At 55.4% G+C, this 23901-nt stretch carries 16 protein-coding genes; 12 read left to right on the top strand and 4 right to left on the bottom strand.

Annotated elements, in window-relative coordinates; all coding sequences use genetic code 11:
• The first annotated feature begins 331 nt into the window (after window positions 1-331).
• The 5 genes from ACFPMF_RS02890 (at window position 332) to ACFPMF_RS02910 (ending at window position 8206) form a co-directional block, all read left to right on the top strand.
• Window positions 332-3403 carry a putative Ig domain-containing protein gene (locus ACFPMF_RS02890; RefSeq protein WP_379840927.1) on the top strand — a complete coding sequence of 1024 codons (3072 nt, stop codon included), beginning with the start codon at window positions 332-334 and terminating at the stop codon, window positions 3401-3403.
• Window positions 3404-3694: 291 nt separating this feature from the next.
• The gene (locus ACFPMF_RS02895; RefSeq protein WP_379840928.1) at window positions 3695-5323 is read left to right on the top strand and encodes an NADP-dependent glyceraldehyde-3-phosphate dehydrogenase; all 1629 of its coding nucleotides are present in this window, start codon (window positions 3695-3697) and stop codon (window positions 5321-5323) included.
• Window positions 5324-5550: 227 nt separating this feature from the next.
• The gene (locus ACFPMF_RS02900) at window positions 5551-6441 is read left to right on the top strand and encodes a cupin-like domain-containing protein (RefSeq protein ID WP_379840929.1); all 891 of its coding nucleotides are present in this window, start codon (window positions 5551-5553) and stop codon (window positions 6439-6441) included.
• Between the two features lie 221 nt (window positions 6442-6662).
• Entirely contained in the window at window positions 6663-7454 is a 792-nt protein-coding gene (locus tag ACFPMF_RS02905; RefSeq protein WP_379840930.1) for an NIPSNAP family protein, read from the top strand.
• A 320-nt stretch (window positions 7455-7774) separates the two neighbouring features.
• The gene (locus ACFPMF_RS02910) at window positions 7775-8206 is read left to right on the top strand and encodes a YopX family protein (RefSeq protein WP_379840931.1); all 432 of its coding nucleotides are present in this window, start codon (window positions 7775-7777) and stop codon (window positions 8204-8206) included.
• A 69-nt stretch (window positions 8207-8275) separates the two neighbouring features.
• On the opposite strand, the gene ACFPMF_RS02915 is transcribed toward ACFPMF_RS02910, so the two are convergent.
• The 4 genes from ACFPMF_RS02915 to ACFPMF_RS02930 form a co-directional block, all read right to left on the bottom strand.
• Window positions 8276-8851 (bottom strand): hypothetical protein, encoded by a 576-nt coding sequence (locus tag ACFPMF_RS02915; RefSeq protein WP_379840932.1) that lies wholly within the window; start codon window positions 8849-8851, stop codon window positions 8276-8278.
• Window positions 8852-8962: 111 nt separating this feature from the next.
• Window positions 8963-10954, bottom strand: a complete 1992-nt coding sequence (locus tag ACFPMF_RS02920; RefSeq protein WP_379840933.1) for a C1 family peptidase — start codon at window positions 10952-10954, stop codon at window positions 8963-8965.
• Between the two features lie 72 nt (window positions 10955-11026).
• Window positions 11027-13678: a vWA domain-containing protein gene (locus ACFPMF_RS02925; protein WP_379840934.1), complete on the bottom strand. Its 2652-nt coding sequence runs from the start codon at window positions 13676-13678 to the stop codon at window positions 11027-11029.
• Window positions 13679-13874: 196 nt separating this feature from the next.
• Window positions 13875-14666 (bottom strand): helix-turn-helix domain-containing protein, encoded by a 792-nt coding sequence (locus ACFPMF_RS02930; protein WP_379840936.1) that lies wholly within the window; start codon window positions 14664-14666, stop codon window positions 13875-13877.
• 217 nt (window positions 14667-14883) lie between these two features.
• On the opposite strand from ACFPMF_RS02930, the gene dinB reads away from it, so the two are divergent.
• The 7 genes from dinB (at window position 14884) to ACFPMF_RS02965 (ending at window position 23885) form a co-directional block, all read left to right on the top strand.
• A complete protein-coding gene (gene dinB, locus ACFPMF_RS02935; RefSeq protein WP_379840938.1) occupies window positions 14884-16128 on the top strand; it encodes a DNA polymerase IV in 1245 nt (414 codons plus the stop codon).
• Window positions 16129-16134: 6 nt separating this feature from the next.
• On the top strand, window positions 16135-16560 hold the full coding sequence (locus tag ACFPMF_RS02940; RefSeq protein ID WP_379840941.1) for a YopX family protein: 426 nt from the start codon (window positions 16135-16137) through the stop codon (window positions 16558-16560).
• Window positions 16561-16572: 12 nt separating this feature from the next.
• A complete protein-coding gene (locus ACFPMF_RS02945; protein WP_379840944.1) occupies window positions 16573-19530 on the top strand; it encodes a DNA polymerase III subunit alpha in 2958 nt (985 codons plus the stop codon).
• A gap of 126 nt (window positions 19531-19656) precedes the next feature.
• The gene (locus tag ACFPMF_RS02950) at window positions 19657-21039 is read left to right on the top strand and encodes a glycosyl hydrolase (protein ID WP_379840946.1); all 1383 of its coding nucleotides are present in this window, start codon (window positions 19657-19659) and stop codon (window positions 21037-21039) included.
• A complete protein-coding gene (locus ACFPMF_RS02955; RefSeq protein ID WP_379840948.1) occupies window positions 21036-21908 on the top strand; it encodes a sugar phosphate isomerase/epimerase family protein in 873 nt (290 codons plus the stop codon). The genes ACFPMF_RS02950 and ACFPMF_RS02955 overlap by 4 nt, the downstream gene beginning before the upstream one ends.
• Window positions 21909-21956: 48 nt before the next feature.
• Complete coding sequence (locus tag ACFPMF_RS02960; RefSeq protein ID WP_379840950.1) at window positions 21957-23105, top strand: Gfo/Idh/MocA family protein; 1149 nt, start codon at window positions 21957-21959, stop codon at window positions 23103-23105.
• Between the two features lie 9 nt (window positions 23106-23114).
• A complete protein-coding gene (locus ACFPMF_RS02965) occupies window positions 23115-23885 on the top strand; it encodes a 3-ketoacyl-ACP reductase (protein WP_379840952.1) in 771 nt (256 codons plus the stop codon).
• Window positions 23886-23901 lie beyond the last annotated feature (16 nt).

Below are 23901 nucleotides of genomic sequence, written 5' to 3' on the forward strand. Positions count from 1 at the left end.
ATCAGATTTGTCTTTTCAATGAACTGCCGGGGCGGGTAGTTTTGCACGGTATTTGGATATAGACCTGTCTGATAACATTGTTATTATAACGAGTTCTGTCCCTCATCTTCAAGTAAAATTCTATTCGTGCGTGTAAGGAAGTGGCGTTCTGGAAGGATTCCAATGTGTTCATCTTCTTAGCAAGTGCATGACAGGCAGCAGGATGTTGTCTGATTAATGCGGCTTTATCGAATAGTAACCGGCCCCATTCATTTCGATGGGTTTGGGGAAGTTTTGTGCTTTGCCAAGCAAGTTTATGATAATTCCCAATTTTACTAATCAACTCAACTGAATGAAAAACCGTTTTTTACCAGTCGTTTACCTCACCGTTTTTTGTGGACTAAACTTACTGTCGTTCTGGGGTAAAGCAGCCGCTTTACCCGACGACGCATCCGCCGAACCTGTTTCACTCCGCACCGGCGCTTTGCGCTCCGCACCGGTTCCCATTAACCAGCAGCGGTACATTGGCCTAACCATTTTTAACTTTGAATCTGATCCCCGTGTGGATGATGCGCATATTGAGAATTCGGCCGCTGCCGGTTGCAATGCCGTTGAAATTACGATCAACTGGGATAAAATATACCCCACTACCCTAAGCACGGCCAACTGGTCCGTGGTGGATTCTCACGTAAAAACCGCCGAGCGGCTGGGGCTCAAAATTGCCCTGCGCGTTTTTGTCGGACGGAGTATCTCCAAACTCGGCGGCTTTTGGGGGACGGATGAAACCATGAAATCGGCCGATGGCTCCCGTATGGACGGAGGAAGTATCACCCAGTTCAGTTTTGCCCACCAGCCGACCGTCGACATGGCCAGGAATTTCGTCCGCGAAACCGTATCGCGCTACCGTTATCTGCAGGACCAGAACAAGTTGCTGTTTGTTTCGGTGGTGGCGTCTCCGGCCCTGGAATCGGAATATTCACCCGTGCACCACAAGGCCGACGGTACCAAATACGTGGTAGCCTTCGATTACGGTGACCAGATGAAACAGGCTTTCCGGCAGTGGTTACAGAGCCGGTTTTCACTGTCGACCCTGAACAGCCGCTGGGGGGCGAATTATACCGACTGGAGCGCCGTTAATCCGCCGATCGGCCGGTTGAGCGATCCGTATTCGTTATTCAACAACCAGACCGGTAAGGACTGGTACGTGTTCCGGCACCGCCTGCTCCAGCGGTTTATGGGCGATATGATTAATACCATCAAATCCGTCAATAGCTCCATCCGGGTGGTCAACCAGCACGGAGCCGTTTGGGACCGGTTGAGTGGTTTGCGCGCAACGTACGCGTTTAAAAGCCTGAATCAGAATGCCGACGGGATGAAATTCAACGACGGCCCGACGTACAATCACCGGTTTTCGATGGACCTGGTGCGCAGCAATCTCCAGCCCGGTGCGTTCATGATCAATGCGGTCGACGGGATGTTCTGGCAAACCGTGTCGATTGACACCTATTTCAGACAGGTGACCGAGTGTTTTGAGCACGGGGCCTCGATGCTGACGCTGGCCAATTTTAGCGGGAGGGATGCGCAGCCCACGCTCCGGACGCTCATTGCCCGCGTGATCAAGGCGGGTCTGCTTGACCAACCTGTTACGCAGGTGCAAACCGCTGGATCGATCAGTTACAAACTGTCAGAAATTCTTAAGGATTCGTATGGGCCGATTGCTGCCCGCTGGACGACGCAGTACAACAATTCCGGGAAAAAAGCGGTGCAGGTGAATTTGATCGAAGACCTGATGGACGATAACGAAACACCGGCTGAACCCGTCAGGAACCAGTCTCCGCAAGTGAGCAAGGCCCTGGCCAATTCCGAAGCGACGGTGGGGACCGCCCTGAGCCTGTCGGTTGGTAAAAGTAACTTTATGGACCCGGATGGGACTATCGCCAGGGTGGAGGTTTCGGGGTTGCCCGCCGGTCTGAGCTACAACGCCAGCGCCAGCCTGATTTCGGGAACGCCCACGACGGTCACCACGGCCACCGTTACGGTCAAAGCGACGGACAACGAAGGGGCCAGTGTCACCACCAGCTTCCAACTCCTGGTGAAGGCGGCTTCCACGCCGGAAAAACCGGCCCCGGAGCCCGAGCCTGTTCCGCAGCCGTCGAACCCGGCCACGGGCAGTTACGAGGGGTATCTGGACAAGGTGGAATGTGAGTCGATCCGGGGTTGGGTCTGGGATCGCAAGGCACCCAATGCACCGGTTATCGTTGAATTCTACGCCGATGGCAAAGCGGTTGGGACGACCGAAGCGTCGATTTACCGGGACGATCTGCAAAAGGCGGGCAAAGGCAACGGAGCCCACGCTTACAGTTTCACGACACCTTCGAACCTGAAAGATGGCAAAACCCACGTCATCAGTGCGAAAGTGCTTCATTCGAGCTACACCCTGAGTTGGGCACCCAAAAACCTGACCTGCGAGCCGTCGGGCCAACCCGTGACGAACCAGTCTCCGCAAGTGAGCAAGGCCCTGGCCAATTTCGAAGCGACGGTGGGGACCGCCCTGAGCCTGTCGGTTGGTAAAAGTAACTTTATGGACCCGGATGGGACTATCGCCAGGGTGGAGGTTTCGGGGTTGCCCGCCGGTCTGAGCTACAACGCCAGCGCCAGCCTGATTTCGGGAACGCCCACGACGGTCACCACGGCCACCGTTACGGTCAAAGCGACGGACAACGAAGGGGCCAGTGTCACCACCAGCTTCCAACTCCTGGTGAAGGCGGCTTCCACGCCGGAAAAACCGGCCCCGGAGCCCGAGCCTGTTCCGCAGCCGTCGAACCCGGCCACGGGCAGTTACGAGGGGTATCTGGACAAGGTGGAGTGCGGGTCGATCCGGGGTTGGGTCTGGGATCGCAAGGCACCCAATGCACCGGTTATCGTTGAATTCTACGCCGATGGCAAAGCGGTTGGGACGACCGAAGCGTCGATTTACCGGGACGATCTGCAAAAGGCGGGCAAAGGCAACGGAGCCCACGCTTACAGTTTCACGACGCCCTCGAGCCTGAAAGATGGCAAAACCCACGTCATCAGTGCGAAAGTGCTTCATTCGAGCTACACCCTGAAATGGGCACCGCAAAACCTGAACTGCCCGTCGCCCGCCCGCTTGTCGGCGGAGCCGACTGAACGGGGGCTGGAGGTGACCGTGTTGGGGAACCCGGTGAGTGATCAGATCGCGGTAGAAGTTCGGGGAGCTGCCGGAAAACCGGTTCTTTTTCAACTCGTCGACATCCGGGGCCGGATCGTGGCCGAACAGCGGATCGAGTCCGCCCGGGGAACCGAAGCGCAGCAGTTCAACGTCAGCCAGGAACAACCCGGTATGTTCCTGTTGCGGGTGGCCAGCGGCATCCAGTTCACGACGGTGAAAGTGCTGAAGCGCTAAAGAACAGGGCAAAAAAAGAACCCAAATGGTGCATTTGGGTTCTTTTTTTGCCCTGTTCTGCCTGTGTTGATCACAAAAGAGGTAAAATAGAGTTGAGGAGCCGGGTGGGTCGAAATTTTTTCTTACCGAGAACCGGCCGGTATTCCGGCCACTTTCTCTACTTTTGCAGGCCTGCATGAAACATCAGGACACATTCCTCTTCATCGACTTCTTCCTTTGTTGACCGGCCACCAGTTTTGGGGACGGTTTTTTTGTATCAATCAGCCGCAATTACCATTTCTAACGCGCAGTATGAATCATTTATCGCAGCAGCTGGAAAGCCTGTTTCCGGCAGAAAACCAGATTCCGGACGAATACCGGATCGAACCGTTGCACCAGCGGGAGTACCTTGTCGATGGTGAAATCCGGTCGTGGGAGGGACCAACCCAGGAAGTATGGTCACCGGTGTATGTTCGCACCGACGAAGGTCTGGTTCGTCAGGTGATCGGTAGTTACCCGCTTCCGATGGACGACAATGAAGCGCTGGATGCGCTGGATGCCGCCGTCCGCGCCTTCAACAACGGGCGGGGCGAATGGCCGACGATGTCGGTTTCCAACCGGATTGCGTGCATGGAGCGGTTTGTCGGGAAAATGATGGAGCGGAAAAAAGAGGTTGTCAACCTGCTGATGTGGGAAATTGGCAAAACCCTGGCCGATTCCACCAAGGAGTTTGACCGGACGGTGCAATACATCTACGATACGATCGATGCCTTCAAGGACATTGACCGGGCGGGGTCGCGGTTTCGGATCGAGGAAGGGATTATCGGACAGATCCGGCGTTCTCCGCTGGGGGTAGTGCTGTGCATGGGACCGTTCAACTACCCGCTCAACGAAACCTACACCACGCTGATTCCGGCCATTCTGATGGGCAATACGGTTTTGTTTAAACCGCCGAAACACGGCACGCTGCTGCACCATCCGTTGCTGGAAGCCTTCCGGACTTCGTTTCCGAAGGGCGTGGTCAATACGGTTTACGGGCGGGGGGCCACGGTGGTGCCGACGCTGATGAAATCCGGCAGGATCAACGTGCTGGCGTTGATCGGATCGAGCCGGGTGGCCGATAGCCTGAAAAAAATGCACCCCAAAAGCAACCGGCTGCGGGCGGTTTTGAGCCTGGATGCCAAGAATGCCGCCGTAATTCTGCCCGATGCCGATATCGAACTGACCGTCAGGGAGTGTATGCTGGGAACGATGTCGTTCAACGGCCAGCGGTGTACGGCCCTGAAGATTTTGTGGGTTCACCGCTCCATTGCCGACGCCTTCCTGCAACGGATGGGCGAAGAACTGAACAAACTGAAACCGGGGATGCCCTGGAGCGCGGGGGCGCAGGTGACGCCCTTGCCGGAACCGGGAAAACCGGCCTACCTGGACGAATGCCTGCGGGATGCCGAAGCGCAGGGAGCCCGCATTCTGAACGAAGGGGGCGGTACCACGGTCGAATCGTTTGTGTTTCCGGCACTGGTTTATCCGGTTAAAAACGGCATGAAACTCTACCGGGAGGAGCAATTCGGGCCGGTGGTGCCGGTGGTGCCGTTCGATGATCTGGAAGAACCGATCCACTACGTCATCAACTCCGACCACGGGCAGCAGGTCAGCATTTTTGGGACCGAAACCGGGCAGATTGCCGAACTGGTCGATCAACTCGTGAATCAGGTGAGCCGGGTGAATATCAACGCCCAGTGCCAGCGGGGACCGGATACGTTTCCGTTCACGGGCCGCAAGGATTCGGCGGAAGGTACGCTCTCGGTCGAGGATGCCCTGCGCTCGTTTTCAATCCGGACCGTGGTGGCCACCAAAGATACCGAGTCGAACAAGACTATTCTGAACGGCATCGTCGAGCAGCACCAGTCGGAATTCCTGTCCACGAAGTTTGTGTTTTAATTTACGGTATACGGTATTCGGTGTACAGTTTTCGGTTCAGGGAGAGGGGAGTTCGCTAATGGTGGCGGCAGACCGTAAATTCTAAACCGAATACCGTTTTTTTGGATAATATTAATCCGATTTTAATTTCCACCGGGCTTATTTTCCGCCTGTTTTTGAACCCAGGGATGATTATATCGTGTTTACACCAATGAGTTTTGGTTGTGAACGACAAACTTCATCTCCGTATGGCTATTGAATTAGTACCAATCAACCGCCTTAGGAAGGCGGATAAGACTCTTTTTCAAGAAACCTACTTTAAGAACCACCAACCCGCCATCATTCAGGATTTTTGCCACGACTGGCCGGCGTATACCAACTGGTCGTTTGAAAAACTGAAAGAACGAGCCGGTCATCTGACCGTCGATTTGTACAATAACAAGCCGGCGGCTCCCGATAAAAGCACCATGTTTGTCGATGAGCGGATGAATTTCGGGGCGTATCTGGACAAGATTGCGTCTAACGAGCCGGTGGAACTCCGGATTTTTCTCTTCAATATTTTCAAACACATTCCCTCGCTCAGGAAGGATATTCTGAAACCGGATCTGGTCGATGGATTTGCCATGAGTCTGCCGTTTATGTTCTACGGTGGGGCCGGCTCCGTGGTTCACATGCACTACGATATAGACCTGTCGCACGTTTTTCTGACCCAGTTTGTGGGCCGGAAGCGGGTGGTTCTGTTTGCCCCGGAATACACGCCGTTGCTCTACCGGCTGCCCTATTCGGTGATTACCTATACCAATGTGAACAATCCGGATTACGAAAAATACCCGGCCTTACAGCACGTCAAAGGCTACGAATGTGTCCTGGATTACGGCGAAACGCTCTACATACCAGCGGGTTACTGGCACTATATTGAATACATCGACGGCGGTTACGCCCTGGCTTTGCGCGTTTTGAACGAGTCGTGGCTGAAGCGGATCGAAGGCGCCTGGAACCTGTTTGGTGAAATGCGGATCGACAACTTCATGAAAAAATACTTTACCAAACCGTGGTTTGAATACAAAAACCGGAAAGCCTTCGAGAACGCCAATGATGCCATCAAACAGTTTAGCAAGCTCGAACAAATGACCGCCTGAGCCGGTTTTTAGGACCTGACAGGTACCGGATTATAGTGGCATTTGATTGAAGCCGCGACTGGTAAGATCGCTATAACCGTTCGCGGGTGAAACCGGTCAGGCTACCGGACCCCGTTACGAAAACCATACCGCTTGACGGCCGTTGCTCGAAATCTCCGCAAAAAGTAGTAGTTCTACCGTTCGTTTTCTTTTATTGCCTTACAGTAACCTTTTAGAGCCGCATGAAAAGACGGAAGTTCGTTCAAAAATCACTATTGACAGGGGTAGCCGCCGGCGTTTTTCCGCCGGTATTTTCCGAAACGCAGCAATCGAGCCCAAGTCCGGAGTTTTATGAACTGCGGATATACACCTTAAAAAATGGACGGCAGCAGAAAGTCGTCGAAAACTATTTCCAGCAGGCCGCTATTCCGGCGCTGAACCGGTTGGGGAGTAAAACGATCGGCGTGTTTACCGAATACCTTCCGCAGGCAACGACCAAACTGGTGGTCGTTATTCCGTTTACTTCCCTGGAAGACTATCTGAATGCGCCCGGAAAGCTGGCCAACGATGCGGCTTATCAGCAGGCAGGGGCCGACTATCTGAATGCTCCAGCTACCGAACCGGCTTACGAACGCATCGAAAATTCGTTGCTGAAGGCCTTTGCGTACATGCCGAAACTGGAAGCGCCCGCAAAAAAGCCCCGGCTTTTTGAACTGCGTCGCTACGAGAGCCATAGCGAGGTGGCCGGTAAAAAGAAAATCGAAATGTTCAATGAGGGCGGTGAAATTGCGATTTTCAAGCGGGTTGGTTTAACCCCGGTTTTCTTCGGTGAAACCCTGATCGGTGCCCAGCGCCCGAATCTGACCTATATGCTTACGTTCGACGATATGGCCGAACACGATCAGAACTGGAAGGTGTTTGGGAGTGATCCGGAATGGAAAAAAATCAGCGCCATTCCCGACTACGCGAATGCCCGTATCGTCTCCAACATCACCCGGACCTTCCTGATTCCGACCGCTTTTTCGCAGATCTGATGGCAAAAGGGTATACCGGGCGCCCGGTATACCCTTAAAACGGTTGCGCCGTCTTCCCCATCCCCGGCAACGGATCCGGTTTTAGGTACTCTCCAGCGGGTTTCCTGCCCCATCCTCTTCTTGATGTACCGTTGGAAAATGAAACCTATTGGTTTTAGAAAAGCAGGTTCTACTTTTCCGTTTCTGTACTCTGATCGGGGCATGCCGTTAACTAAAAGTGTCCATATTGATATAAATAAAGGCTTTTTGGTTTTCCAAATCTCACTTTTGTATTATATATTTGTTCGCAAGTATATAATAACTCAATTATAGATAGGACAATGCAACCCATTCAATCTCGAATCTGGGACGGCCAGAAAATGCATTACCTGGTGGGGCTACCCATGACCCCGGAACCTTACCTGACGATCTGGCTGCAGGAAGCCATTGCCCTCATCAGCCAGGTTCCCGCCACCGAACAGGAGGAGCACCAGACAAGTTTTTCGTGGCGGTTGATGCGCACCATCGGGCAGGCCGACCGGCAGGGAATTCTGCTGTACGAATGTGATCTGGTGGAGTGGGACGGGCGGATTTTTGAGATTGGGTGGTCCAGTCAGCGTTGTGGCTACGCCTTGTTTCAACCGCTGGGCACCGGCGAATTCCCGGCTTTTTCGCTCAGTGCGCTGCACGCGCGGCAGTTGCGGGTCTTGGGCAACCGGTACGAACAGCCGCATCTGCTGGAACAGCGGTTTTTGTCGCAGATTGCAGCCTAAGCGGTTTTCCCGTAAACGAATACGCCACTTCCACATCCGATTCCGCTGCTTGTTCGTCCGATCCCCGGTTTAGCGGAGGGCGTCGAAATACGGGTCCAGGTGATCCAGATCACATTCCGACGTAATGGCCAAAACCGGCTGCCTGGCCAGCGTGAAGCGGGCGGTTTTCTCCGGCCGGCAATGCGCATTGAAACCGGCTGCATAAACGGCCAGCGCTATCGTGTCACCGTCCTGCCAGCGTTCGCTGCTCAGCATCAGGGGTTTGTTTCCTGCGTCATCGCAAGCAGAAAACCGTTCAGGCGGTTTGGCCTTCCCGTTGCCCCGTTGTCGAACGAAATTCTGTTGCAGGGATTCGGAGTAGTCGACGGTGATGCGAAAGAGCCGGTTTTCGTAAAAAACCAGAAAGAGGTTGCTCAGCAAAAGCCCCGTTATCTGGACGGTGTCGGCTTTGAAAACGCGGATAGCCGTACACGGCAGCGCCAGGGTGCCTTTCACTACGACCAGTTCCTGTTCCTGAAAACCGGGGAAACGCCGGAGCGAATCGGGCGTGGTCAGCCCCAGCACAAACGGACCCAGGCCGGTGCCGGTTGGTTGGGCGGGCAGCCGACTCCAGCAAAGAAAAAGAAACGGAAGCAGGTATTTCATCGATGGGCGGCAAGCCGGTTTCTCCGACCTGAGAAGCCGCAGGAGATGAAGGTACAAAAACCGGTGCTAAGTCGAAACAAACCGCCGGCTGCCGGCGGTTTTGGAGCCCCGTTAATCCATCAGCTGCTTCCGTTTCTCCAGATTGGAGGAGGCCGAGCGGGTGAAAACCAATTCCGTTTCGATGCGGGGTTTGGCCGAATCGAGCATCCGGGCGAGGGTGGATTCTACCGTTGGGGCGTCGTCGTCAAAATCGCCGTGGTGGCGGGAGGTCGACCGGTTGCGCGAGTGGGGCGGTTCGTTGTTCGGCGATTGCACCCATTCGACATTTTCCGATTGAAACAGCTTGAACAAGACCGGGTCAAAGTTTTTGTTTTCGCGGTTTTTCGTCGGTTTGGTGAGCGCTTCCTGGATGAATTTGGCCATGCCCAGCAGGGGTTCACCATTGGGCCGGAAGAGCGGAATCCGGGGGTAGGCTTCGAACGCGTTCGACACCAGATACAGCAGCGATTTGTTATAAATACGGGCGCAATGGTCGTCCTGTTCGGCTTCGTCGGTCAGCGTATAGAGCGCAAACCGGCCGATCTTGCCGGACTGAATCGCGGGAAGATAGTTCTCCTTAAAAAACCTGACGGTGCAGGCCGGTGCCCAGAGCGTGCAGGATTCGATCGGCAGGTTCAGGTCTTTGGTCAGCCTTTCGACGATCGGGCCGTGAAAAATGCTCCCGGCGCTATGGCTCACCACGTGAATTTCCAGGTCCGTTTTTTGGGCGAGTTCGGCGATTTCCTGAAGGGCAAGGCGGGCACCACCGTTCTTGTGGGAGGTTGCCATCAGGGCGTTTTCCTTCATTTCATCCCATTGACTTTTTCCCATCAGGGTTCGGGCCACGGGCTCCAGAGCATCGTCGAGCCGGTCGAGCATGAAGTCTTTGCTGGCGTCCAGAAAGCCCTCGGGCCGGCGCCGTTTCAGGGCGTCCTGGAGAATATTGGTGGTCGTGGTCCAGAAGTCGGTATGCCAGATGAACGATACGGGGTATACTTCGGCTTTCAGCAGGGCCGGGCGGACATCGGCCAGCCGCTGTACGGCGGCATCTTCGCCGACCAGACCGCCGTGGGCGTAGAGCAGCAACCGTTTTTTGGCCCAGGTTTGGGTTTCCCGCATAAAATCATGCTGGAAAATTGTTTTGACTTCATCGGCGGAGGTGCCGAAGCTGCCGCCCCCGTTCAGTTTACCGTCGTTGCCGATGCTGATGATGTGGGGGCGCAGGTCCGAAAAAGCGTAGGCATTCGATTTGCCGGACGCGGCCGCGTTGCTGATGGCGGTCGATTGGGGGGTATACAGCAAAACCGGCGCGCCCAGCCGGGCCACCCAGACATCGGTGCCGTTGGCGAGCCAGTCGTCGTACGAAATCTGGGCAAAACCGCCTTTTCCCCAGCTTTCGCCCCAGGAGTTCTGAATCCAGAAACCGTTCTGATCGTAGGCCACAATGGCGAATGCGTGTCCGCCCAGCACCTGTTCCGAGTAGTGAATCAGACCGTCGGCCTGCACCTGTTGCCAGCCCTCGTGGACCGTCGCCGTTGCATACAGAATTCCGACTTCGGCCATCGCCGTGTGCATGGCCACCAGATCCTTGTGGTTGACGCGGTAATACGCGCCCAGCGGTCGTTTCAGGGCATCTTTGGTGCGGTCATCGGTTAATCGCTCATTTCTTACGTCCACCTGATACGGCCAGCATTCGTCCCCGCAAATACCGTGTTTGTGCCAGCCTTTCATGGCCCCGCGCGCACTCGAACCATCGTAATCTTCTCCGGGCCACTCGTCGTACCGCCGGGCCATTTCGTACAGCATCCGCGGGCTGACGGGGTTTTTGTCGGGTATGACTTTCCGTTTTCGTAACAGATAATTGGCTACCGTCGCCAGGCCAAAACCGGTACAGGCCCCTTCCTGACCCTGGTCGAGAATGGGCACTTCCCAGACGGTATATTCATCAAGATGGATGGAAACCGGAACCTCGTACAGGTTGGGCACATAAATCTTATCGCGGAAATCGAGCGAGTCGGGCCGCACGTTGTAGACGCGTTTGGGCGTTTTGGGGGCTTTTGCCATAAAAAGAAGAGGTTAGGAATAAGGAATGAAGACGTCGAAAAAGGTGGGTTGTGGCCCGGTGAGGGTACCGGTTTACGGTTTTTTTTGAGCCTGAGCCTCCAGAATGAGCTGCAACTGAGCCTTTTCTTCCGTTACGTGTTCATAACGGCCTTGTCCTAAGGTGGCTAGCTTCTTTAAATTGGCCGAGTTCAGGACGGTTTTGCCAAAAGTTAACACAGTAAGGTTGATGTTTTTGCGGGCAAATTTCCAGGCAGATTCGTACACCGATTCGCTGATGGGAAACTCACCGTCGGTGGCCAGAATGATACGGTTGTTGCCCAAAGGAATGAAGTGCTTGTCGGCCACTTTGTAAGCGGTTCGGATGCCGTCGTTGCCGTCGGTTTCGCCGGTGGATTGCAGGTCGTCAATCGCCCGGGCAATTTCCGCCGACCGGGCACCGGACGTGGGCGGCAACACCACCCGGGCTTTTCCTGAATACACTACCACCGATACCTGATCCTCAGGGCGCAGCAGCGGCAGCAGCGACTTGATGGATTTTTTCAGCAGCGGCATTTTGTACGGCGATTCCATCGACGCCGATACGTCCAGCAACAACACCATGTTGTTGGGCGCAAAACCGTCTAACGAAGGGGCAACCTCAGCCGGAATGGGGGCTGGACTGGCGGAAACGGGCGGGGCAGGGGCCACAGCGGGCGGGGGTGTCTGGGTGGTCGGGGCCGTCGGTTCGCTGACCGGCCGGGATTGGGCGGGTCGCCGGACGAGAAACCCGTTCGGCTGGTTAATCATTTTCAATACCCCGGTTTTGGCCAGTTCGCTGAATTTGTTGTACTGATAAACCAGTTCGTTGTTGTAAAAATAATAGAACGACTCATACGGATGCGTGGCAAACGATGGCGCGGTCGGCGAAACCGGTTTGACGGCAGTCACCTTTTCGGCAAACCGCCCGGAGTTTTCGGCCAGATCTTCGTACGGCGAATACGGGCACAGGCCATTGCTGCGACCGTAGCGCGTCAGTCCTTTCAGGTTTTTGTATTCGTCCGTTAGCAAACGGCGCATTTCGGCCTGAATTTCCTCGGTGGCGGGCAATTGGCGGTTTTCGCCCTTCCAGAAATCCCGGACGCCGAAGAGGGCCGCGTGGTCCTGATCCATTATTTTCAACAGCGCCTGACCGGCTATGTGCCACGAACTGGCCGGATTGGCGGGTTTATAGCTCTCGTGAATCCGCCGGACGTCGGCATACAGTTGTTCCTTTTTCCGGTCGAAGGTATCAAACAAAACCGCGTAGCGATCCAGAATGAAATCGGAGCGTTTCAGTCGGTCCTGTTCGTATTCTTTGCCCTGCGTATACGCAATCAGTTCGAGGCTCAACCCGTCCATTTCGTTCAGGATATTGAGCAACATCTGGGCCTGGGTATTGATCGCGTTGCGGTAGTCCGATGGAATTGGTTTGCTGTTGGTAATGAGCAGTTGATAATCGGCGGCCGGAACCTTATAGTCGTCATGGTTGAAAAACAGGGAGCCGCGCCGACGGCTGGGGTCCGGGAAGCGGTGGGACTCGGCCGATTGCTGGTAGTTGCGCACCAGCACCTGCAGGCGATTCATCTGCCGCAACGACTCATTGATAAAATCGATATAGGCATTCAGGGCGTGGAAGGTAGCCGCGCTGGCTGGCGTCGCCGACGGGGTGGTCCTGAACGGAATCAGCGGCAGATCCTGGAAGGGGGCCGTGCGGCCGATTTTTTCTGGTCCCGAACCGCTGGGTTCCAGCGCAAAAACCGGCGAGAATTTGGGGAAATCGAGCAGGTGCCGGGCCGATGCGCTATACTGTACGAAAGAGTGATAAAACGCCAGCAGGTCGTTGTTGTAATGGTTGATCAGGCTGAGGTATACGGCATTGGCGTGCCGGGCCGATTGGCGGGCGGTAAACGTGTAGTTGTTGATGGCGTCCTGTTTCAGGTCCTGAATGGATTGTAAGGCGGTTTTGAACGAGCCGATCATGCTGGAAGCCGGGTAGGCAATCTGGGCTTCGCTCTTGCCCAAACCGGCCAGCAGATCGACATCCTTTAGCATGCTTTCCCGCAGGGTGTCCACTGGCCAGTCGGCCGGTTTTTCGTCATTCAGGTAATAGGGCCAGGACGCCAGCGTCTGTTTCTCCCGCGTCAGAATCTGCACCATTTCGCGTTCGATGGCCAGGTAGGGATCGCTGGCCTGAAAGGGCTGGTGCAGCCGGTAAATGCGCTGAATCTGGCGGTAAAACGCGTCTTGTTTGCGGCTGATCTGCTCGGCCTGTTTCTGGAGATCGGCGAGCAGCGCATCGGATTTTTGTAGGTTATCACGCTGGTAGTCCTTCAGCCGGACGTACACTTCCAGCGCTTTGGCCGACTGGTCGAAGGTGGTCAGCAACGTCCAGAGCGCTTCGGTTTCGTCGTTCAGTTGCTGGCTTTCCCGGGCCGTCAGCCCGGACTGGGCGAGCGCCTTGCGGTAATCGTATTCTTCAAGGGGCCCCGACGACGGAAGCCGCAGCAGGGTATTCGGATTCGCCCGGAACGGGCGGGTACTTTGCTGATACGATTGCAGCATCTGCATCCGGTCGAAGACCACATCCGCCGACTGGTTCAGAAAAGCAACGTACTGGTTGAGTGCCTGCGGGGGCGGGTTTCGCTGGGAATACGCCGAACTGTACGCGACCACCAGCAGCAGGGACAGGGCAAAAGAGGTATACATAAATAAAGGGCATCAGGCTGATGGAAGACACGGTTTGGTTGAGAAGGAATGTCCCCAAAAGCCGGGTTCCGCTGGATTAGCGTGCAAATTGCCACCTTTACCGCAAGATCCGCATACCGTTTACGAAAAACCGGTAGCTGAACAATCAACTGATTACAAGTCAGTTGCTCAAGAATAGGAGCGGTGGAAGGATGAGCTAGTGGGTTACATCCTGGCGGAGCCGACGGATTTCTCCCAGAATCATGCCCAGGGTTGGTTCGGGGTCCGGGAAATCGGTGGTGAGGTACAGCACGTATTTCCAGAGCTCCCGCACCTGATCGACCGCCAGAGCATACGATTCATAGGTCGGATTCAGGGAGTGTAGCATCAACTGGCGGTGGCTGACCAGTTCGTTGTAGACTTTCTTGACCACGATGCCTTCGTGACTGACCACGATACAGCCCGTGCCATCTTTGACGCTGTACCAGTCTTCTACGTATTCGCCCAGCACGAACGAATTGGACGGGATCGGCAGCATGGATTCGCCCCCGGCCGGGAAAAGGCGGTATTTGCGGTTTTTGGAAATGAACGGTAGCGGAAGCCGGAACCACGGCAGTTCCGAAATAAACGTCTCGTCGCTGTAACCGCCCTGGCAATACCCCATCATCGCCTTGGCCGACACCAGTTCGATGTTCTCTTCGTTGTCTTCGCCCACTGTCCGGACCAGATCCCGGATGCGCAGGGTTTGGCCACGCAGGCCCGGATCGGGGGCAGCCATCAGTTGCAGGAGTTGCCGGTCGGATAATTTGGACAGGTTCTGGTACGTCAGCGTATCGAGCGACACCTTGTAAATCACCGCCAGCCGGGCCGCCACATCGACCGGGGGCGTAGCCTGTCCTTTCTCGTACTTAGCCAGTGTCTGGCGGGAAATATCCACCAAACCCGCCACATCTTCCAGATTCAACCGGTAATAGCTACGGAGCGCAGAGAGGTTTTCGGGTAAATGCATTCGCCGGGGATGATTTAAACAAAGATAGCAAAATCGCCTATTAGTTTGTGGGTACTATGCTACAATATTTTACATGCTCCACGGACGAAAAGGGGTTGGATTGGGGCAGATAGGCAAGGTCGTAACTCAAATGTTAAAAAAAGTTACTTCTTTGGGTTAAAAATAGTTGCATGAAGATGTTAAAATTCGTTACGTTGCAGAAAATCCTGTTTTCGTTATGAATACGACCCAGTTTATGGACCATCGGCAGGTGCTGCACCTGGATCTGGACGCCTTTTTTGTCTCGGTCGAGCGGTTGCGTCAGCCCCAGTTGGTTAACAAGCCCGTCATCGTAGGCGGATTGAGCGATCGGGGGGTGGTCGCGGCCTGTTCCTACGAAGCCCGGGTGTTCGGTGTTCGGTCGGCGATGCCGATGCGTCTGGCCCGGCGACTCTGTCCCGACGCCCTCGTTATTAAAGGGGATCATCAGTCGTATAGTTACTACTCTAAAATGGTGACCGACATCATTACTGAGCGGGCGCCGGTGGTCGAAAAAAGCAGCATCGACGAGTTCTACGTCGATATGACCGGGATGGAAAAATTTGTCGGTTGCTTAAAGTGGTCGGCGGAGTTGAAAAAAACCATTGTACAGGAAACGGGTCTGTCGGTGAGCTGGGGATTGTCGACGAACAAGACGGTTTCCAAAGTAGCCGCCAACGAAGCGAAACCCAATGGCCAGTTGCAGGTTGGCCCGTCGCGGGTGCAGCCGTTTCTGGCTGAACTCGACGTGGCGAAACTGCCCGGTATTGGCCCTTCGCTGGCGCACACGCTGCGGTGCATGGGGGTGACAAGACTCGGTACATTGGCCCAGATTCCCCGGCGACTGCTGGAGCGCACCTTCGGAAAAACCGGGTTGATGCTCTGGGACCGGGCCAACGGCATCGATCCGACACCGGTCTGGCCGCACGACCGACAAAAGTCAATGTCGAAGGAAATAACGTTTCAGGAAGATACGACGGATGTGCACTTTCTACACGGGATCCTGGGCCGGATGGTGGAAACACTCGCCTACGACCTGCGACAGGGCGGTTTCTGTACGGGCAAGGTAACGGTGAAAATACGATACAGCGATTTTCAGACACTGACCCGCCAGATCACGCTGCCGTTTACCAGTTCCGATCACGCCTTGACCCTGGCGGCATTAACCCTTTTCGACCGGCTGTACAACCGACGGCTCTTGATCCGGCTGGTGGGCGTTTCCTTCGCCGGTCTGGTGCGGGGAACCGAGCAGCTTTCCCTTTTCGATGCGGTTGGTGACGTCGTTTCGGACCGATTGACAGGGCTTTATCAGCAGACGGACCGGATTCGGAACAAACACGGAGAAGACAAGATCGCCCGGGGCAATAACCCTTATCTGCTCCGGAAAGACAAGAAAATCGGCCCCGTTCGGGCCAACCTGCAGCAGCTATCAATTCATCTGTAAATGGCTATGAAGACACCCTGCCGCATCTGGGACGGTTTCCGGATGCATTACCTGAATGACGTACAATTTGAACTGGACGAGTATGTGGGCGTCTGGTTAGACGATGCTGCGGTGCTGATCAGCCGGTTTGATTCCCGGCGGAACCGGCGCCGGTTTGAGCCGACATCTCCCTGGCAACTGATGCACGCCGTTGGTCAGACCGACCGGCACGGGACCACCATGTATGACCGGGATATTGTCGAATGCGAAGGCCGGCGGTGGGTGGTGCGGCTGGATGCCGAACGCTGCGGCTACAGCCTTTTTCTGACCTACGCCATCGGGCTGGCACCGTCGGTTTTTCTGGATCGGTCGCTGGCCCGTTCGCTGACGGTGATCGGGAACTGCCTGGAAAACCCGGATTTGCTGCTGGAAACGTTTTGCCAGGCTGCCTAAACCGGGTCGACGATGTACCTCAACGTCCACAGTTATTACAGCATGCGGTACGGCGCGTTGCCCCCGAAGCGGCTGGCGGAACTGGCGGTTGCTTCGGGCGTAACGGCCCTGGCACTGACCGATATCAATACGGTTTCGGGCGTCTTCGAATTCGTGAAGGCGTGTCGAAAGGCGGAGATTCGTCCCGTGGTAGGGGTGGAGTTTCGGAATCACCTTGAGGTAGTTTACGTCTGCCTGGCGCGGAATCCGGACGGTTTTGCCGAGATCAATCAGCACCTTTCCGGTGGCTTGCTGACGGGCCGGGCGTTTCCGTGGCGGGCACCGGTTTTTCAGCATGCCTACGTGATTTACCCGCTCCACCGGCTGAACCAGCTGGGCGAACTGGCCGAGCACGAACGGGTGGGCGTCAGTAGCAGCGAAATCAGCCAGTTGTGGCGATACCGCCGGAAACTGAAACCGCAGCAGGTGGTGATTCTCCAGCCCATGACGTATGCGACCAAAAGGGAATTTAACTACCACAAATTACTCCGGGCCATTGCTCATAACTGCCTGCTCTCGAAGCTGGGCGAACACGAAACCGTGCGGGAAAAGGCGTACTGGCTGACGCCCGACCAGCTTGAAACCGTTTTTCGAGACTGGCCGGACCTGATCCGCAACACCCGGAATCTGCTGGCTACCTGCTCATTTGAGTTTGATTTTACCACGTTTAAAAACCGGAAACTGTACACCCCCAGCAAGGAAGATGACATGGCGTTGCTGCGGAAGCTGGCCGACGATGGGCTGCGCGACCGCTATGCGAAAGGTGATCTCGTCCGGGCCCGTCAGCGGGTCGAAACCGAACTGACGATTATCGCGCAGTTGGATTTTAGTGCCTATTTCCTGATTACGAGGGATATCATTATTCACGCCCATTCGCGCGGGTACCATCACGTCGGGCGGGGTTCCGGTGCCAATTCCGTGGTGGCTTACTGTCTGGGCATCAGTGATGTCGATCCGGTGGAGCTGGATCTGTATTTTGAGCGGTTTATCAACCCGAGCCGGAAGTCTCCGCCCGACTTCGACATCGATTTCAGTTGGGATGAACGCAGCGAAATCATCGATTATATTTTCAAAAAATGGGGTCGTCACCACGTGTGCCTGATGGCCAATTACGTAACGTTTCAGGAGAAAGCCGCTTACCGGGAATTGGGGAAGGTGTTTGGTCTGCCCAAGCCGGAGATCGACGCGCTGGTGGCCAATCCGGCGGCCTTTGCGGAGGGGACGTATACCCAGTACATTGTCCGGTACGCACCCGAACTGGAGGAGTTTCCTAATTACCTGTCGATTCACGCGGGCGGTATTTTGATTTCGGAACAACCCCTTTACTACTATACCGCGCTGCAAATGCCGCCCAAAGGCTTTCCGTTAGGCCAGTTCGACATGTACGTGGCCGAGGATATTGGATTTGCCAAATGGGATATTCTGTCGCAGCGGGGGCTGGGCCATATCAAGGAGGCCGTTGAACTGGTGCGCGAAAACCGGCAGATGACCATCGATATTCACTGCATTCAGGCGTTCAAGCAGGACGAAAAGATCCGGCGGCAATTGCAGTCGCACGAAACGATGGGCTGTTTTTACATCGAATCACCGGCCATGCGGCAACTGATCTGGAAACTGGGTTGTGCGGATTACCCGACGCTGGTGGCCGCTTCGTCGATCATCCGGCCGGGCGTGGCGTCCTCGGGCATGATGTCGGAATACATCCGGCGGCATCACAATCCGGACAACTACGTGCCGGTTCACCCGAAGATGCAGGAATTGATGCAGGATACTTATGGGTTGATGATTTATCAGGAAGATGTGCTGAAAGTAGCCCACCAGTTTGCGGGCCTGCCCATGGCCGATGCGGATTTGCTCCGCCGGGCCATGTCCGGGAAATCCCGTTCGAAGGATGAGTTTGCACGGATTGTCGAGTCTTTTTTTCGGAATTGCAAAGCGTTGGGATACGCCCAGAACGTAACGGATGAGGTCTGGCGGCAGATGGTGAGTTTCGCCGGTTATTCGTTTTCCAAAGCCCATTCGGCTTCGTACGCCGTGGAAAGTTACCAGAGTCTGTTTCTCAAAACGTATTTCCCCCTGGAGTTTGCCGTGGCGGTCATCAACAATTTCGGCGGTTTTTACCGGACGGAGTTTTACGTCCACGAAGCCCGCCGGTGGGGTGCCCGCATCGAAGCCCCCGATATTCACCACAGCCGGTATCGGACGCGGATCGAGGGAACAACCATCTGGCTCGGACTGGTGCACGTGAAAGGGCTGGAAAAAAACGTAGCGCAGGAGTTACTCCGGCAGCGCAGCCAGCAGCCGTTTACCGATCTGGAGGATTTTACGCGCCGGGTTCCGGCTGGGCTGGAGCAACTGATTATCCTGATTCGGGTGGGGGCGTTCCGGTCGTTTGGGGCGACGAAGAAGGAGTTATTATGGATGGCGCACGCGCTGGTCAATCGGTACGGGCAGCACGAAGCGGTGATGGATCTCTTCGAATGGCCCGACGTGCGCTGGACGCTGCCTGCGCTCTGGCAGGACGAACTGGAAGATGCGTACGATGAAATCGAACTGCTCGGTTTTCCGCTGCGTTCCCCCTTCGAATTACTAGCCGGTGAAGTGCGGGGCATCCGGGCCCGTGAGCTGTTTCAGTACGAGGGCCGCACCGTTTGCCTCACGGGCTATCTGATTACGTACAAACGCATTACCGCCCGGAATGGCAAACCGATGGCGTTTGGGTATTTCATGGATGTGGAAGGGCACTATTTCGATACGACGCATTTTCCCGCCGTGTTTGAACAATATCCTTTCCGGGGACCGGGGATGTACCGGATCGAAGGGAAAGTGGTGGTAGAGTTCGGTTTTCCCAGCCTCGAAGCCCGGTGCCTGGAAAAGCTGCCCGTAAAGCCCGACCCCCGGGGGGCATCCACCCCGGGGGGAAGCGAGTAGAAGCGGGCGGAGGACCTCATTCCACGGGCTTCAACTTATTTTTCCGCAAAACCGGTAAGTCAGGGCCGGTTTTGTCTTTTGCTGGAAATTAACTGGATTTTCTTTCGTTTCCCGATTTCCTGACCAATGATTCAAATCAACAACGGCCTTCAACCAGCTGACTTTGCTACCCGTCTCCAGCAGTTCTGGGATTTATCCGCCCAAAAAATTAATCTAATTGATACTCAGTACGATGCCGCCAAAGGTTCCCCGGTCTTTACGGTGCAGGGCCAGTATACGACTCGCGGCTGGACCGAGTGGACCCAGGGTTTTCAGTTCGGGTCGTCCATTCTGCAATTCGATGCCACGGGCGATTCGCATTTCCTGGAAGCCGGTCGGCAGAAGACGCTCACGGTCATGGCTCCGCACATCAGCCACATTGGCGTTCACGACCACGGGTTTAACAACGTGAGTACCTACGGTAATCTCCTGCGGCTCATGCGGGAAGGCCGGATTGAATTCAACGAGTGGGAAAAGAACTTCTACGAACTGGCGCTCAAAATTTCGGGTGCGGTGCAGGCTAGCCGCTGGACGACCATGAAAACCGGAGGGTTTATTCACTCCTTCAACGGTCCGCACTCGCTGTTTGTCGATACGATCCGGTCGTGCCGGGCCGTGGTGTTGAGCCATAGTCTCGGCCACGTTTTTCAGGGCGAAGGGGATGTGGTGATCAATCTGCTCGACCGGGCGCTGCAACACATGAAAGCTACCGCCGAGTATTCGGTATTTTACGGCGAAGGCCGCGATACGTATGATTTGTGGGGTCGCACGGCGCACGAAAGCGTGTTCAACACCAAAGACGGTAATTTTCGCTGCCCCAACTCGCAGCAGGGGTATACCGGTTTTACCACCTGGACGCGCGGCCTGGCGTGGGCCATGTGCGGTTTTGCCGAACAACTTGAATACCTGGATACCTTCGATAAAGCCGACCTGGAACCGTTCGGCGGCTGGGATGTCATTGAACCGTATCTGCTGAAAGCCGCCCGGGCTACCTGCGATTTTTACATTGAACATACGCCCGTCAACGGCATTCCGTACTGGGATACGGGCGCACCGGGTCTGGCCAGAATGGGCGATTACCTCAGCCGGGAGGCCGATCCGTACAACGATTACGAGCCGGTTGACAGTTCGGCGGCCGCTATCGGGGCGCAGGGGCTACTTCGGTTGGGTAAGTATCTGTCCGAAAAAGGAGACGTGGAAAATGGCGTACGTTACTGGCAGGCGGGTTTAACGGTGTTAGATTCGCTGTTTTCTGAACCGTACCTGAGCACCGACCCGAACCACCAGGGCCTGATTCTGCATTCGATTTATCACCGGCCCAACGGCTGGGATTATGTACCGGAAGGCAGCAAAATTCCGTACGGCGAGTCGAGCATGTGGGGCGATTACCACGCCCGCGAGGTGGCGCTGTACCTGCAGCGTATGCTGAACAACGAAAAATATTACACGTTCTACGGGGCTCTGTCATGAACGAAAATCCGCAAGCTGAAAGCCGGGAACCATCGTTCACGGAATCTCCATTCCGGGACTTTTCAAAATTGTGTGTTCACACCATTACGACCAAACCGTGGTCGGTGGAAGAAGCCGCCGAGCAGTTTGCCCGGAACGGCATCGGCGGTATAACCGTTTGGCGCGATGCGCTCGCCAATCGCTCGATTCAGCAAACCGGTCAGTTGCTGCGCGATCATAACCTGACCATCGTTTCGCTCTGCCGGGGCGGTTTTTTTCCGCATACCGAAGCCAGTAGTCGGCAAGCTGCCATCGACGACAACCGCCGGGCCATCGACGAAGCCGCCGAACTGGGCGCCCCCCACGTGGTGCTTGTCTGCGGGGCCGTACCGGGGCAGCCGCTGACCGAATCCCGCCAACAGATTCGGGACGGTATTGCCGCCCTGTTGCCCCATGCCGAAGCGTGTGGGGTTAAACTGGCCATCGAACCATTGCACCCGATGTACGCCGATAACCGCTCGGCTATCAATACGTTAGGGCAGGCCAACGATATGGCCGAGGAGTTGAACTCGCCCTATGTCGGCGTGGCCGTCGATGTGTATCACCTCTGGTGGGACCCGACGCTGGAGCAGGAAATCGCCCGGTGTGGTCAAAACGGCCATCTGTTCGCTTTTCACATTTGTGACTGGAAAACCCCGACACTGGATTTGCTCAACGACCGCGGGCTGATGGGCGAAGGCTGCATCAACATTCGCCAGATTCGCTCCTGGGTCGAAGCCGCCGGTTTTAAGGGCTTCAACGAAGTCGAGATTTTCTCAAATCGCTATTGGGCAGAAGACCAAACCGAATTCCTGGAGAAGATCAAACACGGTTATCGCTACCATTCATAAAAACAGCCAGCCTTTTTTACACTAAAACCATCTAACTATTTAGTAAACGTGAAAGAACACAAAGTCGGAATTATCATGAACGGCGTCACGGGCCGCATGGGTACCAATCAACACCTGCTGCGTTCCATTGCCGCTATTATGCAACAAGGTGGTGTAAAAGTCGGCGCGGACGAGGTCATTATGCCCGACCCGATTCTGGTAGGCCGCAATGTGAATAAACTCGAAAAATTGTGCCAGCAGTCGGGGGTGCAGAAAATGACCACCAACCTTGACGAAGCCCTCGCCGATCCGAACAATATCATCTATTTCGACGCCCAGACCACGGGCCGCCGGGCCGAAGGCGTTCGGAAAGCCGTTGAAGCGGGCAAGCACGTGTACTGCGAAAAACCGACGGCCGTAAGCACGGAGGTGGCCCTGGAGTTGTATAATCTTTGCAAAGAAGCCGGACTTAAAAATGGGGTGGTTCAGGATAAACTCTGGCTGCCCGGTTTGCTGAAGCTCAAGCGCCTGATTCAGAACGGTTTCTTTGGAGAAATCCTGTCCGTTCGGGGTGAATTTGGCTACTGGGTATTTGAAGGACACTCCATTCCGGCCCAGCGTCCTTCGTGGAATTACCGCAAGGAAGACGATGGCGGGATTATCGTGGATATGCTGTGTCACTGGCGGTATGTGCTTGATAATGTGTTTGGTAAAGTAAAATCAGTGTCTTGTCTGGGGGCCACGCACATTCCCGAACGGATCGACGAGCAGGGAAAACCGTATGTGGCCACGGCCGACGATGCGGCCTATGCGACGTTTGAACTGGAAGGGGGCGTTATTGCGCAGTTCAACTCCTCCTGGACCACGCGCGTCCGGCGCGACGATCTGCTGACGCTGCACGTGGACGGCACCAAAGGATCGGCGGTGGCTGGCTTGCGGGAGTGTTATATCCAGCACTACGGCAACACCCCGAAACCGGTCTGGAACCCCGACATCGAGCAGCCGATCAAGTTTTTTGAAGGCTGGTCGAAGGTGCCCGAGCAGGAACCGTACGACAACGCCTTCAAGGTGCAGTGGGAATTGTTCCTGAAACACGTTGTGAAGGACGAGCCGTTTCCCTGGGATTTGCGCGAAGGGGCCAAAGGGGTGCAGCTGGCCGAAAAGGGCATTGAAAGCTGGGAAAAACGCTGTTGGGTCGATATTCCGGAAGTAGATTAATCCATCTCGATGAAAAGAGTAGCATTTGTTACGGGCGGAAGCCGGGGAATTGGATACGGAATTGCGGAACACCTCGCGAAAGCGGGTTTTGATCTGGCCATCAATGGTGTTCGCGCCGAAGAATCGGTCGGGGAGGCTCTGGCCGGTTTGCGGGAATTGGGCGCTGACGTGATCTATTGCCAGGGCAATATTGCCTCCCGGGAAGATCGAGCGAGAATGATCGACCAGCTGAAAAATCATTTTGGCCGGTTGCACGTGTTGGTAAACAACGCAGGCGTTGCGCCAAAAGAGCGTCGGGATATTCTGGAGGCAACCGAAGAGAGCTTTGAGTATGTTGTCTCGACGAACTTGCAGGGAGCGTACTTTCTGACGCAGACCGTGGCCAACTGGATGATTCAGCAACAGGCTGAAAATGCCGGTTTTACGGGTAGTATCATCAACGTTTCCTCCATTTCGGCGACGGTAGCGTCGGTAAACCGTGGGGAATACTGTATCGCCAAAGCCGGATTGAGCATGGCAACGCAGTTGTTTGCGGCTCGGCTGGGGGAGTTTGATATCCCGGTTTTTGAAGTGCGTCCCGGTATCATCCGCACCGACATGACGGCGGGGGTGGTCGGGAAATACGATAAACTGATCGGGGAGGGGCTGACCGTCCAGAAACGCTGGGGCTTTCCCGACGATGTAGGCCGGGCGGTGGCCGCCCTGGCGCGGGGCGACTTCCCGTACTCGACGGGGCAAGTCATTATGGTCGACGGCGGGATGACGATTCCAAGATTATGAGATAGTTGTTTCGCAG

Source organism: Larkinella bovis (assembly GCF_042655385.1).
Taxonomy (GTDB): Bacteria; Bacteroidota; Bacteroidia; order Cytophagales; family Spirosomataceae; genus Larkinella; species Larkinella bovis.

Bases quoted from the DNA above. Each gene is read 5' to 3' on its own strand.
- ACFPMF_RS02890 (WP_379840927.1), top strand. From the start codon at position 332: ATGAAAAACCGTTTTTTACCAGTCGTTTACCTCACCGTTTTTTGTGGA.
- ACFPMF_RS02895 (WP_379840928.1), top strand. From the start codon at position 3,695: ATGAATCATTTATCGCAGCAGCTGGAAAGCCTGTTTCCGGCAGAAAAC.
- ACFPMF_RS02900 (WP_379840929.1), top strand. From the start codon at position 5,551: ATGGCTATTGAATTAGTACCAATCAACCGCCTTAGGAAGGCGGATAAG.
- ACFPMF_RS02905 (WP_379840930.1), top strand. From the start codon at position 6,663: ATGAAAAGACGGAAGTTCGTTCAAAAATCACTATTGACAGGGGTAGCC.
- ACFPMF_RS02910 (WP_379840931.1), top strand. From the start codon at position 7,775: ATGCAACCCATTCAATCTCGAATCTGGGACGGCCAGAAAATGCATTAC.
- ACFPMF_RS02915 (WP_379840932.1), bottom strand. From the start codon at position 8,851: ATGAAATACCTGCTTCCGTTTCTTTTTCTTTGCTGGAGTCGGCTGCCC.
- ACFPMF_RS02920 (WP_379840933.1), bottom strand. From the start codon at position 10,954: ATGGCAAAAGCCCCCAAAACGCCCAAACGCGTCTACAACGTGCGGCCC.
- ACFPMF_RS02925 (WP_379840934.1), bottom strand. From the start codon at position 13,678: ATGTATACCTCTTTTGCCCTGTCCCTGCTGCTGGTGGTCGCGTACAGT.
- ACFPMF_RS02930 (WP_379840936.1), bottom strand. From the start codon at position 14,666: ATGCATTTACCCGAAAACCTCTCTGCGCTCCGTAGCTATTACCGGTTG.
- dinB (WP_379840938.1), top strand. From the start codon at position 14,884: ATGAATACGACCCAGTTTATGGACCATCGGCAGGTGCTGCACCTGGAT.
- ACFPMF_RS02940 (WP_379840941.1), top strand. From the start codon at position 16,135: ATGAAGACACCCTGCCGCATCTGGGACGGTTTCCGGATGCATTACCTG.
- ACFPMF_RS02945 (WP_379840944.1), top strand. From the start codon at position 16,573: ATGTACCTCAACGTCCACAGTTATTACAGCATGCGGTACGGCGCGTTG.
- ACFPMF_RS02950 (WP_379840946.1), top strand. From the start codon at position 19,657: ATGATTCAAATCAACAACGGCCTTCAACCAGCTGACTTTGCTACCCGT.
- ACFPMF_RS02955 (WP_379840948.1), top strand. From the start codon at position 21,036: ATGAACGAAAATCCGCAAGCTGAAAGCCGGGAACCATCGTTCACGGAA.
- ACFPMF_RS02965 (WP_379840952.1), top strand. From the start codon at position 23,115: ATGAAAAGAGTAGCATTTGTTACGGGCGGAAGCCGGGGAATTGGATAC.